Annotated in this window: 10 protein-coding genes; 8 read left to right on the forward strand and 2 right to left on the reverse strand. The window is 35.4% G+C overall.

The genetic code is table 11. From position 1 onward, the window contains the following. Window positions 1-177 precede the first annotated feature (177 nt). The 5 genes from WH267_RS05285 (at window position 178) to WH267_RS05305 (ending at window position 3,762) form a co-directional block, all read left to right on the forward strand. Window positions 178-1,203, forward strand: a complete 1,026-nt coding sequence (locus WH267_RS05285; protein WP_340006292.1) for an aminoglycoside phosphotransferase family protein — start codon at window positions 178-180, stop codon at window positions 1,201-1,203. 78 nt (window positions 1,204-1,281) lie between these two features. Next, on the forward strand, window positions 1,282-1,698 hold the full coding sequence (locus WH267_RS05290; protein ID WP_340006294.1) for a RapZ C-terminal domain-containing protein: 417 nt from the start codon (window positions 1,282-1,284) through the stop codon (window positions 1,696-1,698). 59 nt (window positions 1,699-1,757) lie between these two features. Further along, window positions 1,758-2,471 (forward strand): nucleotidyltransferase family protein, encoded by a 714-nt coding sequence (locus WH267_RS05295; RefSeq protein ID WP_340006296.1) that lies wholly within the window; start codon window positions 1,758-1,760, stop codon window positions 2,469-2,471. Window positions 2,472-2,495: 24 nt separating this feature from the next. After that, window positions 2,496-3,233 carry an LOG family protein gene (locus tag WH267_RS05300; RefSeq protein WP_115968641.1) on the forward strand — a complete coding sequence of 246 codons (738 nt, stop codon included), beginning with the start codon at window positions 2,496-2,498 and terminating at the stop codon, window positions 3,231-3,233. Between the two features lie 58 nt (window positions 3,234-3,291). Continuing rightward, window positions 3,292-3,762, forward strand: a complete 471-nt coding sequence (locus WH267_RS05305; RefSeq protein WP_228438434.1) for a DUF6702 family protein — start codon at window positions 3,292-3,294, stop codon at window positions 3,760-3,762. Between the two features lie 444 nt (window positions 3,763-4,206). On the opposite strand, the gene WH267_RS05310 is transcribed toward WH267_RS05305, so the two are convergent. Both WH267_RS05310 and WH267_RS05315 read right to left on the reverse strand, forming a co-directional pair. Continuing rightward, the gene (locus WH267_RS05310) at window positions 4,207-6,420 is read right to left on the reverse strand and encodes a DUF5689 domain-containing protein (RefSeq protein ID WP_340006301.1); all 2,214 of its coding nucleotides are present in this window, start codon (window positions 6,418-6,420) and stop codon (window positions 4,207-4,209) included. An 11-nt stretch (window positions 6,421-6,431) separates the two neighbouring features. After that, a complete protein-coding gene (locus tag WH267_RS05315; protein WP_340006304.1) occupies window positions 6,432-9,167 on the reverse strand; it encodes a TonB-dependent receptor in 2,736 nt (911 codons plus the stop codon). Window positions 9,168-9,580: 413 nt separating this feature from the next. Between WH267_RS05315 and WH267_RS05320 the strand changes: the two genes are divergently transcribed. The 3 genes from WH267_RS05320 (at window position 9,581) to WH267_RS05330 (ending at window position 13,082) form a co-directional block, all read left to right on the forward strand. Further along, a complete protein-coding gene (locus WH267_RS05320) occupies window positions 9,581-10,780 on the forward strand; it encodes an endonuclease/exonuclease/phosphatase family protein (protein WP_340006306.1) in 1,200 nt (399 codons plus the stop codon). Window positions 10,781-10,829: 49 nt separating this feature from the next. Then, window positions 10,830-11,252, forward strand: a complete 423-nt coding sequence (locus WH267_RS05325) for a DUF6146 family protein (protein WP_123320445.1) — start codon at window positions 10,830-10,832, stop codon at window positions 11,250-11,252. A gap of 330 nt (window positions 11,253-11,582) precedes the next feature. Beyond that, the gene (locus WH267_RS05330) at window positions 11,583-13,082 is read left to right on the forward strand and encodes a T9SS type A sorting domain-containing protein (protein ID WP_340006309.1); all 1,500 of its coding nucleotides are present in this window, start codon (window positions 11,583-11,585) and stop codon (window positions 13,080-13,082) included. The last annotated feature ends 20 nt before the right edge of the window (window positions 13,083-13,102 follow it).

The raw sequence follows: 13,102 nt of genomic DNA on the forward strand, positions 1-13,102 counted from the left end.
AGCTTAAAACAACTACCCAGTGATAAATCAAAGAAAAATTACCCGAAACCTTTCAAATAAAGCTTACAAAAATAAGACTCATCATATATTTTCATGCTTAATTCTCCCCTCTTCCAGCTTCCCTCTTCCAGCCTAACACTATTCGTGTTAAATTAGTATATTTGTTTCCATATTATTATGACTTCTGACAACGCCAATCGATTTTTTGAAACCCATCTCGGTAAAAAATCCACTGAATTCATCACCTTAGCTCAAAGCGGTTCTGCGAGGGTCAACTTTCTGGCCATAACCGATACTGACCAATACATTATCACCTATAATGAGAATATCCCGGAAAATGAAAGTTTTCTTTACTATTCCAGCGTTTTTTCTGAACTTCACCTTAACACTCCTTCTATTCTCGCTATTTCAGAGGACAGGAAAATGTATGTACAGGAGTTTTTAGGAAAACAGACCTTATCGGAGATCATTACAGAAGAGCATTTATCAGTTCGTGTAAAGGCTTTGGTACAGCAAACCCTGAAAAAACTTTTTACACTACAGATTCAGACTCAGGAGATCATTGATTTCTCCAACACATTTGAATATGAAAGCTATGATGAACTTCCTATTGTTCATGATCTTTATTATTTTAAAAATTTTGTAGCTGATGTTCTGGAACTGGAATATAATAAATCTACTTTACTGAAAGAATTTAAAAAGATATCAGCATTGGTGGAAAACCTGGAACCCAAAGGCATTATGATCCGGGATTTTCAGGCAAGGAATATCATGGTGAATGAAAAAGATGAAGTTTCTTTTATCGATTACCAATCGGCAATGAAAGGTCCTTTGATGTATGATGTTATTTCATTCCTGTTTCAGGCTAAAGCTGATTTTCCTGAAGACTTTAAAAATGAAATGCTGAATTTTTACATCCAGCTGTTTGAAGATCAAAAAACTCAAGATCAACTAAAAGAATCGGTTAAACCAATTCAGATGATGAGATTTCTTCAGGTTCTGGGAGCGTATGGATTCAGAGGCTTAATTCAAAGGAAACAACACTTTATGACAAGTCTTGAAAAAGGAATCCAAAACATCACACAATTTGCGGCTTCCTGGGAAGACATGAAAAATTATTCTGAACTTAATAAAGTCATTGAACAATTGACCTCTGGTAAAACAGAACAGAAGATTAAAGAAATATTAAATTTGAACCAGTAAGCTGCTTTAAAGCTTTAAGAATATTAAGATTATAAATATCTTAGTGGTTCTAGCCCAAATAATAAAATAAAGAAGAAAATGTTACACATAGACATCCACAGTTTTTCGTACAAGAAAGGAGGAATTCCAAAAGATCAATCAGGAAACGGAGGCGGTTTTGCCTTTGACTGCAGAGGAATTTTAAATCCCGGAAGAATTGAAGAATATAAAATCCAAACGGGAAATGATATCGGTGTTCAGGAGTATCTTGAAACTAAAACTGAAATGCCTAAGTTCTTAGAACTGATAAAATCTCTCGTATCTATTAATATTGACGATTATCTGGCGAGAGGTTTTGAAAACCTTCAGATCAACTTCGGATGTACTGGTGGACAGCACAGATCCGTATACTCTGCTATAAAAATAGCTGAATTCATCAAAGAAAAATATCCCAACGGAACCGTGATAACCATTCATCACGATGAACAACCACAACTGAACATTAGTAATCAGTAATGGGTAATCAGTAATATTTTACTATTCATCCATTACCAATCACTCATTACTTATACTATATGAAGGCTCTTATTTTCGCTGCCGGAAAAGGCACCAGGCTTAAGCCGTTTACAGATCATCATCCTAAAGCTCTGGCTAAGGTGAATGGTATTCCTCTTCTGGAAAGAAATATTAATTATCTGAAAAGCTTCGGAATAACAGATTTTGTTATTAATATTCATCATTTTGGGGATCAGATTGTTGATTTTTTAAATAAAAATGATAACTTCGGCTGTAACATTGAAATCTCCGACGAAACCAGCGAATTATTGGAAACCGGAGGCGGCTTGATTTTTGCCAGAAGATTTCTTGATCATGGAGAAGATTTTTTAATTTTAAATGCTGATATTTTAACTGAGATCAATATTAATGAATTGGTAGAGTATCATAAAAAAATAAAAGATTTTGCTACTTTAGCGGTTTCGGATCGTGAAAGTTCAAGAAAACTCCTTTTCAATGATGATTTGGTATTAAGAGGTTGGCTGAATGTACAAACAGGTGAACAGAGACTTGCTGAATTCAATAAAGGGTTTAAAGCTCTTGCTTTCAGTGGGGTTCATTGTATCAATCCTGTCATCTTTGAAAAAATAAAAAGAAAAGGTAAATTCTCCGTTATGGAAGAATATCTGGATCTGATGCAGACTGAGCATATACATGGTTTTCTGCATGACAGCATTCTTATAGATGTTGGAAGACCAGAATCTGTAATAGAGGCTGAAAAACATTTTAAATAATTTTTGCAAATGGAAATTGATGGAATGAGGGATGAAAGTCTAGTAAACCCGGAATTAGATAGCAACGAAACAAAGCTTCACAATAGTTTCAGACAAAAAACATGGGATGAAACGATCACGAAGGACAGCTGGATGGTCTTCAAGATCATGGCAGAATTTGTAGATGGCTATGAAAAACTGGCAAAAATAGGCCCATGTGTATCTATATTTGGTTCAGCACGTCTGAAGCCGGAAAATAAGTACTATGACATGGCCGTGGAAATTGCTGAGAAAATTACAAAACTAGGTTTCGGAATTATTACCGGTGGTGGTCCGGGAATCATGGAGGCAGGAAATAAAGGAGCTTTTAATGCTAAAGGAAAATCCATCGGGCTTAATATCGATCTTCCTTTTGAACAGCATTTCAATCCTTATATCAATAAATCCTATTCTATGAACTTCGATTACTTTTTCGTGAGAAAAGTAATGTTTGTAAAATACTCCCAAGGCTTTGTAGTAATGCCGGGAGGTTTCGGAACATTGGATGAACTTACTGAAGCGATGACTTTGATTCAAACCAATAAAATCGGTAAATTTCCCATCGTATTGGTGGGGACTGAATTCTGGGGTGGATTATTAGACTGGTTTAAGGCAACCTTATTAAAAGAAGGAATGATTGCAGAAGATGATCTTGATCTTTATCGTGTGGTAGACACTGCTGATGAGGCAGTAGCACACATTAAAGCTTTTTATGATAAGTATTCTGTGAATGTAAATTTTTAATTGGCATATTATTTGTGAACTATAACTAGCAAGAATGATTGTAAATCTATTAATTAAGATGAAAAAACTTTTATATATATCAGGAATTTTAACATTTTTTGTGTTAATGAGTTTTATGTATGTAGACTTTTTCTCTTCAATGACCAAAGTGGATTATATTGATGGAAGCAAGACATTGAAGTTTACCACAAAAATGAATACAAGCCATATCTCTGATGCCATTAAAATCAATCCCAACACAGCAGGATTTGAAGCAGAAGTGAAAAAATATGTGAACAATAATTTTGATGTATTTGTCAATGGTGCTCCCAAAACAATTACCTTCACCGGAAGTCAGATAAGCGGAGAAACTGTATGGGTGTATTTTGAAACCGGAGGGGTTTCTGATATCACTACCCTAAAGATTAAAAATACGATTCTTTTAAGCGCTTTTCCTAAGCAGATCAACCTGGTCAGCGTTGCTTATAAAGGCAGTCAGAAAATGATGAATTTTCAAAGAGGAAAAGAAGTGAATGAAGTTTCCTTTTAAATGAAACAACTTATAATATAAAACCACTGCTGTTGCGGTGGTTTTTTGTTATTATCTACTCAATACATACACATTCTTACTTCATTTTCAATATCATCATCATATTGAAAAAGATTTTTTTTCCAAAAGCCAGCCTTAAGGATAGGCATCATATTTTTGCTCAATATAATATCTGACCCAACATATACCTCAAATCGATGTGGCATTATATGCCCATTCCTAATATCAGTAGAGCTATAATAAACAAGGGCATCTCCTCCTAGCGTAAATTCTCCCTTACAATGACCTTTCCTATAGTTCTGTACATCATATTTTCATTAGAATATACTGTTGAGATACTCATTGCAAATCATATAAGAAATCAGTATAACAATGGGGAAGCCTTAACCACAGCATAAAAAAACCGGCTCTTCCGAGCCGGTTTTCAATTTATAAAAACAATAATTATTGTCCTTTGATTTTGAAATCATCTACTTCCCATGTTGAAGCAGCAGATGTTGTAGAAGTATATTTGAATGCGATTCTTACATTTTTGCCTAAGAAAGCACTTAAGTCTACATTTCCTGAACTTATCCAATCTCCGAATGCATTGGTATTGGTATCCAGAATTGCCGGAAGTGTTGTCCAGTTTGTAGTTGTTACGTCTCCTGTATAGTTATCTGTAGCAAATACCTGTATTGCGTTTCCTGCATATCTTACGTCTGTAGTAAAGGTTACTACTGCTTTAGATTTTCCAACTAAGCTAACTGCTTTAGAGATCAACCAGTCTTCGTTAACAAAATTATTACCTGCACCTCCTGCATTACCGTTCATCATTGCATAGTAGTTTGTTCCGTTTCCTTGGTTAGAAGTTCCCCAGAATTGGTTTGGTCCTTCCTTGTTTACAGTTGTCCAGTCTGTACTGAATCCACCGGAAGCGAAATCATCCTTATAAAGAACCGGAAGTGGAGTATAAATACTTCCGTCACATCTAGGATTTGTTAACTGAAGATCAGGAAGCTTAGTAAACCACAATTGGTAAGTCCCGTTGAATACACTTAAAATAGCATATACATCTCCTTTACCACCTGCAACTTCAATTGTACTTGCAGCCTTTCCTGCAAAGATACCTCTTCCACTGGTTCTTAAAACAATTGTCTTTCCTGAGCAGTCTTCTAAAGTTCTGTTAGAAAGAGCAGTACCATCAGCGTATGTTTTTCCCAGATCTCCGTTAATGAATTCAAGATCTTTAATTTTGATCCATCTTCCTACATCTGCAGTCGTTAACTGAGAAATTGATCTTTCAGAAGCAACAACCGCTCTTGCAGGTTCATTGGAATCGTATAAATATTTGTATACATCTTCTTCTTTCATTCTGTATCCGATAGCAGGAGTTGCATCATTAGAACCTAACTGCAGTTCACCGGCTACGTTTCTGATATATAGTCCATTTAATTTAACGAACAGATCTTTACCTACTTTAAATCTAGCATCCTGGAATAGATCCGTTTTATTGATATTGATCTTAATTCCTCCTGTTGCATCTTCTACGTATAGATATTTGAATAAGTTTCCTGCTTCATCATTAGCAGTAACCTGAGCTTTCACATAGAAATTACCTGTAATCTGTACCAATCCGTTTGGAGCTAATCCACCTGCAAGCTGCTTGATGTCTGCCACCGTTTTAGCCGTAAGATTTGCATTACTGAATCTACAAGGATTTTCCTGAATATCATCCTGACGTGGGAAGTGCTTATCTTTCCCATCCGGACCTAATGGTCCTCCTTCCATATCAAGGTCACTTACTTTATTGATATAGAATTGGTAAGTCGTATTAGAACCTGATTGAAATTTACTGAAGATCCCTTTGAAATTTCCTTTTCCAGCAGGAATATATTGATTTGCAAAAGAAGAATATCCACTGTTTCTTACAACGGCAGTATTTTTGTAAACTTTGGCTACATTGTCCCAATTCTGACCGATTACTTTATCTACTGTCTGACCATTAGGGGCAAAGTTTGAACATAAAGCTTTAGCATCAAATTCTACATTATTCAGCTCAACTAAACAACCAATTAGATCTTCTTTACTTTTAAGATCTGCTATTGAGATTACCAATGGCTTGATGTTACCTCTTGTGGTACAAGATCTTGAAATTACTTTTGGAGCTAATTTCTCAGGAATTCTGGAAACTCCGTTTATTGCTGATTCTGCTCCTGTTTTTACTCCCAGCTGAACAACTCCTCCGTAGGTACCTACTGCAAGACCGTTAACTTTTACATATATTTTAGATCCCTGAGGAAATCTTGTATAAGAACTTACCATATCTACACTGATGGTGAACCCATGAGTAGGATTTTCCAATGCATCCTGAATATAGATCGTTTTATAGATATTCCCGGTTTCATCTGTAGAAGAAACATATCCCTCAATATACAAATCATCACTTGGATCATTAGGTTTATCTGCAGGGAAAACATAAGCAGCTCCGGTAGGGTTATTTACAGTAAACTTCTTTTTAAGGTCGCTTAACGTCATATTAGCCTGAAAATCCGCAACACACTGATATCCATCCAGATTAGGCTCATCATATTTATCATCATGCACACATCCTACGGTAATCCATAGAGAAGCTGCTGCGATAAACATATATTTTAAAATTGAATTATATTTTTTCATTGTAGTCGTTATTAGAATCTTAGATAAACATTAGTAAAGAACGTTCTTCCTCTGTCATACCAAAGTTTTGGTCCGAAATAAGGAGTTGCTCTTTGAGACTCAGCAAGTGCATCTGTAAAGTTAGCAGCTCTACCCTGCTCGAATCCACCTGTTACATAGTTTCTGTTATTTAAGATGTTATTCACAGAAATACTCACCCCAACTCTGTATTTTCCAAATTGGAAAGATTTACCAGCATTAGCGTTCAGCATAAATTGGTCATCAAATTTCTTCTGAGCAGTAAGCTGCTGGATAACTTCCGGTGTTGCCCCATCATAAATAATACCTCCGGAATCCGGAATCGTGTACATTGCAGCCGTTTTGTTAAGCGCAGAGAAATCAAGATACTGATCCATCAGATAGTTAGCAGAGGCTCCTACCCACCAGTATTTAGGTGAATTGTATTTTAACCCGAAAGAGAATGCTTTCTGAGGAGTACCAGCCACTTTGTAATCTTTAATGTTTGCAGCACCATAGCTTCTGAAACCATTAAGATCATCTACTGAATAGACCTGTGGAGTGTTTGTAAATTTGTATTCGCCAACACTTGCTACCCCTATCGCATTAATGGTAGGTGTAATTTTCACATCGAACCCTAATTCAGCTCCCATATATCTCTTATCAGCACCACTCATTGCCTCATTAATCAATGTATTATATGATCCTGAGTCTGTAGAAACAGCCGCATAATATCTTGCTAATTCAGTAGAGTTGCTGATTGTAGTATAATATCCTGATAGTCTTAATTTCAAGATCTGACCTCTCATGATATAACTGATATCATTTGAGTTGATGATCTGATTCTTAACACCCGGAGTCAGGAAATCTGAAACCCTAGGGTTGATATAGATCTCATTAAGTGTAGGAGCTAAACTAAAGAATGCTCCGTTATACACGATAAAGTTTTTACCGTTGATCTTATAGGTAATTTTACCTTTAATACCAGCATCTAAAGCATTATAGACAGCACTTTTTCCTTTGGAGTTATTGGTAAACTGAGCGATTCCACTTCTATAATCTCCATTTCTGTAAGATTCAGATTGCGAAGCAAATATGGAAGCTACTACATTCCATTTTTTGAAATCAATTTCAGTAGAAACATTCAATGAGTAATGATTTCTGGTCAACTGGTAAGAATATTGAGTTCTGTCTCCTACTCTTACTCGAGTATTCGTGTCATCAAGATTGTATCTTACATCATTGTTGAAAGGATTAAGATTATTCGCATAATCTGCTCCTAATAAATCATTAATTCTTCTGAAGTTATCTGACTTTAAATTCTGATAGTTAAAATTAATATTCAACTTCCAGTTATCTTTCAGCTTTGTATCAAAGTGTGATGAAAAGTTGAAAGTTTTGTCTTTGTTAACGTCATCGATCAAGGTATAAGAAGCTCCTCTGGAAGTTATTCCATCCATTTCGAACTTGTTAATACGGTTCGTATTATATAGATAATTCCAGTCGATCTGAGATTGCTGTCTGAATTCATCAGCAGTCAAAAGACCGTAGCTTGGTAATTTTCTGTAATAGGTAGGGTTTGGATCTGCAGCGTGGAACCAGTCTAATCTACTTCTCGCATCGCTACCGAACTGATAGGAAACCGTATTGGTCCAGTTAGAGTTTTTACCTATTTTTAAGTAATCTGTTAACATGAATACTGGCTCATACACGTTTCTGATTCTGGAGTTTCTCTTTTCTCCATCCTGCCATCCCCAGTATGAGTTATAATTTTTCCCCATAAGGTCATAAACCTCCTGAGTATTTGGAGCATTGGAAGCTCTATAAGTAGGAGATCCAAAAGCCGTTAAATTAAGAGAGTGTCTATCGCTGAATTTCTTCTCAATAGAAGCAAAATAAGCATAAGCATCCTGATACACCCCATCCAGAATTGCTCTGTCTCCCCATCTTCTACTTGCTGAGAACGTAAATGCCCAACCGCTTTTAGAAAGACCGGAAGAATAAGTAGCAATGGCTCTGTGCAAGTAGCTTCTGTTGGTAAATGAATACGCTAATGAAGTTTGTTTTCTATAGCTGGATGCTCTTGTATTATAATAAACAGCACCTCCCAAATTACCAAAAGTATACTCTGAAGGGGTAATATTATCTACATTTTCATAAGGATATCTCGTTACATCATTAAGACCTCCCCAGTTATTAAAGTCTACTTTTCCATCATCATTTTTAGACATGGAAACACCATTAAAAAGAACATCCTCAAATCTGTTGTCTACCCCTCTTGGTCTGAACCAGTAAGCACCCAGTTCAAAAGCGGAAACATTCTGGAAAGCATCTCTTCCTGAGCTTAAAAGTCCTACAGTAGGCTGCATTGATGAGCCTCCATCTTCGGTATCATTTGCAGAGTCATCAATAACTATTACTCCTGCATCTGATCCTAAGTTGTAATTAAGTGTAATAACACCTAAATCTTTTCTCTTCTCATCTGCAGCTACATCAAACTCTAAGATCTTAGACTCAAAGTTTGGTTTTGTCACTGTGATTAGATAGTGGCCAGGTTTTAAATCCACAAACTGGAAGTATCCAATTTTATCCACAGATGTGTCGCCGGTGGACTGTGCTAGATCTACTTCTGCTTTCTCTATAGGCTTACCATCCTGATCTTTAACATACGCAAAAACAGTAGTTTGCGCAAAATAAAAAGAGGCAGGCATTAAAGTAAACAAAGAGATTAGGGATAGTTTTTTAATCATAATAAACTTATTTTTAACTCCTTCTTTATTTAAGGGGCAACAAATTTAGGACTATTTTCATTAACTCAAACATTTTTAGTTATTTATTCTATTAATTTTTCTTAACGCACTGTAATTATCCTAAAAATATGCTCCAATTTTAATCAATCACAAAAAACAGCTATAGGTTTTAAGAAAAGTCACCAACATTATGAGCTTACTATTTTTAATCCTCAATAAAACGTTCATTTTTTAACATTATATAAATGACAAATAACATCCTGAACTATCAAATAACACCCTGTAATAGGTTTATTTCAGATGTTTTTATAGCAAGCTTAACCTTTTGTTAAATTAAACTCAGATCATTTTAATCTTTATTCTTATATAAAATTAGTAATTTTACCCCTCAATTTTTTGAATATACTAAGAATATGAAAAAATATTTAATCATTGCCGCCCTGTTTTGCTTTGGTTCTGCTTTCTCACAACAGAGACAGGTAAAGAGAGCAGCTGTCGCATTCCTGAATGTAGAAAACCTTTGGGACACTATTCCTTCTGCAGATTATATTGATGGAACATTACCCCGTTCCAATCCTAAGTTTCACAGAAGTGTGCCTGTAGATTCACTTAAATATCTTGAAACAACAGAAGATTATAAAGGTGAATGGAGTGATGATCTTTTGATTGGGAAAAAAGTGATCAGAAAACAGTTTTTATCTGAAGATTTTACTGCCAACAGCCCAAAAAGATGGGGATCAAAATACTACAATCAGAAATTAGCCAATGAAGCTAAGGTAATTTCAGAGCTTGGAAGACAATATACAAATGACAACCCTGCCATCGTAGGATTGATTGAGGTAGAAAACAGACAGGTGATTGAAGACCTTATCAAGCAACCTGCTTTAGCAAAAAGCAACTATGGGATTGTGCATTTCAACTCTTACGATTCAAGAGGAATTGATGTAGCCATTATTTATCAGAAAGGAAGATTCTCTGTTTTGGATTCTTATAAGAAAGAAATTAAAATCTATGATGAAAACGGAAAAAGAGAATACACCAGAGATATTGTAATTGCTATTGGATTATTGGATGGTGAAAAAGTAGGACTTTTCATGAATCACTGGCCTTCCAGAAGAGGTGGTGAGGCAATTTCTCTTGCTAAAAGAAATACAGCAGCTACTGTACTGAAAGAGGAAATGGATAAAGTAACTGCAGAAAATCCTGGTATCAAATTATTCTCAATGGGTGATTATAATGATGACCCGGTAAGCCCAAGTTTGAAAAAACATTTGGCAGCTGTAGGTGATCCAAGTGAATTATCTGACAAAACTCCTTACTATAACTTAATGTATAAATTATATAAGGCAGGGGTAGCTTCTCTTGCTTACAGAGATGCTCCAAACTTATTTGACCAGATCATTGTTTCGAAAAATCTTTATTCTCCTGAAAAAATCACTCCTACTTATACCATATTTAAAGCTGAGATCTATGCACCGGCTTACCTGGTAAACAAAGAAGGACAATGGAAAGGATATCCTTTACGTTCTTGGGATGGAGATAGGTTCACAGGCGGATACAGTGACCACTTCCCAGCGGTTTCCGTAGTTCAGAAAGAATATATTAAAAAATAATACAGAAAGGCACTCTTATTGGAGTGCTTTTTTTATATCCTTAAAAGTCATGAAAAATATTGTTTTAATATTCTGTATTGCCTTTATCTCATTCGGCTGCCTTTCACAACAAAACAGCTCAAAAAAAGATAAAGCACAGCATGAAATGAAACCGTCTAAAAACGACGATGGAGAATGGGACCTTACCGTTATTGACACTGAGTTTGATTATTTCCTCAATGCCATAGCAAAGCCAATCAGCCAATATTCAGAATCTTTTCTGAAGACAAAAAATACATTTCTTGTGAATGAATGGAATAGCTATTACAGCACCGGACAATATAGAAACATCATAGAATCCGGAATAGATTATAATCCCAGAGAGAATTACGGAATAAAATTCGAATATAAGCTGTATCAGGTATTTGCGTATGTAAACTGGAAGTATGGATTAAGAATGACCGGTTTATCCGGAAGTGAAATCAGAAGATAATTTACTACACACAAGCAATGTTTTAGAAAAAATTTAACAATAAAATAATAAATATAGAATTAAATAATTTTCAATAGATAAAATACAAAAATAAATACTTTAATTGCTTAATATTAAATAAAATTATACTTAAGTTTTAATATATTTGTATATCACTGAATTTTGATTTTCAGTGAATAACAACCATAAACAAAATTTAAGACCATGAAAAATCTATCGCTTGCGGCGTGCTTTCTAGCCATGCCCCCATTTTCTCAACTTCAGGAATCCCAACACCGGACAAAGTTTTACATCAATTCATTATCTAACAACATTTAAAATCTGTGAATTATGAAAAATATATGTAAACTTATCTTATTTTCAATTCTACTATCATGGACACCATTCTACTCACAAACAGGAAGTGATATCATTTTTTGCCTGGACAACAGTGGTTCTATAAGTGACGTAGCCTTCAATCAAATGACTGTTTCCACAAGAAAGCTCATGGAACAGATTTTAAAATGCAACCGGGACAATCGGGTTTCCGTAGTACACTATGGAACAGATTTCCCCGGAATGAGCCCTTCTGTCCCTAGAATTTATATAGAATCTAATTTTACCAATGATCTGGCAACTGCTCAAACATTCTCAAGAAGATTAGGAAATGGTGACCATTTTCATGATGCGGTTAGCTTAATAGGAGCAGCCCTTGATCATTATCCACATCCTGATATTGTAAGTCAACAGAAATCATTGGATAAGCACCGTGAGAGACCATTAGTAATCATCTTATTTTCTGATGCAGAAAGAGCCAACGGCAGCTTTAGCAATGGCTCCTATTTGGTCAACTTCAATCCTCCCAACGGACTCCATGAGGATAATGCTTTTTCAGCCTTTACAAAGTTTAAAATGGACAGAAATGCAAAATTTATCGTGGTACATGTAAGTGATTATGCACCATATATAGAAGCTGCAGCCAACATTGCCAGCCGTGGAGGTTCATATACAGGAAATATTGAACAGTACAATGATGATCCGGATCACAATCTACTTCCTAGATTTTATCTGAATAAGACAAATTTTACTTTAACGAATACTGAAATATCTTCATTAAGCAATGACATCTGCAAAATGAACACAGCTTATGTTGATTTCACCTATCAAGCTCGTTCCTGTAAAATCCCAGTAAGCTTTCCGCTACATATCAATGGAAACTATGCAATTCCACAAGGAGCTAACATCGTCAACTTTCAGCTATCCCTGTTAGATATAGCAACAAGTGCAGTTTATCCAACATCTGCAACAGTTAATTTCCCTAACCCCAATGAGTTTGAATTTACAGTAAATCAGGCAGATCTTACCAATCCGCCTTCAGGACAATACAAATTCATTATTGAGCTTGTTTATTCTCTTGGCGGTAATAATGATGGAATTCATGCTGAAAACAGTATTACTTCTCCTTACGATTTTATGTACTGTGAGAATTTGCGGGCAAACACAACTATTTCCAATCCTGCAGCTAAGTTTGCAAGACCAAAAGATAAGGATTACCGCATCGATTTTAATGCAGATCCTAACCACACAAAAGCTAAGCAGAAGGAAAATAGCAGACCGAAGAACATTCAGGTGTCACCGAACCCCAATAATGGAATATTTATCGTATCGCTCGACAAAGTACGTTCAGGAGCTCTGGAAATTAATGACATCAATGGTAAGATTGTTTTTGAAAAGTCATTCACTAACGAAAAAGAAATAGCTGTTGATATTCATTCATTACCATCCAATACCTATATTGTAAAAGTAAATTCAGGTAACGAAGTATTCACACAGAAAATAATAAAAAGATAAATTTAAAATTTATCAAACTA

Origin of the sequence: Chryseobacterium sp. MYb328 (assembly GCF_037572595.1) — a bacterium.
In the GTDB taxonomy this organism is placed as follows: Bacteria; Bacteroidota; Bacteroidia; order Flavobacteriales; family Weeksellaceae; genus Chryseobacterium; species Chryseobacterium pennae.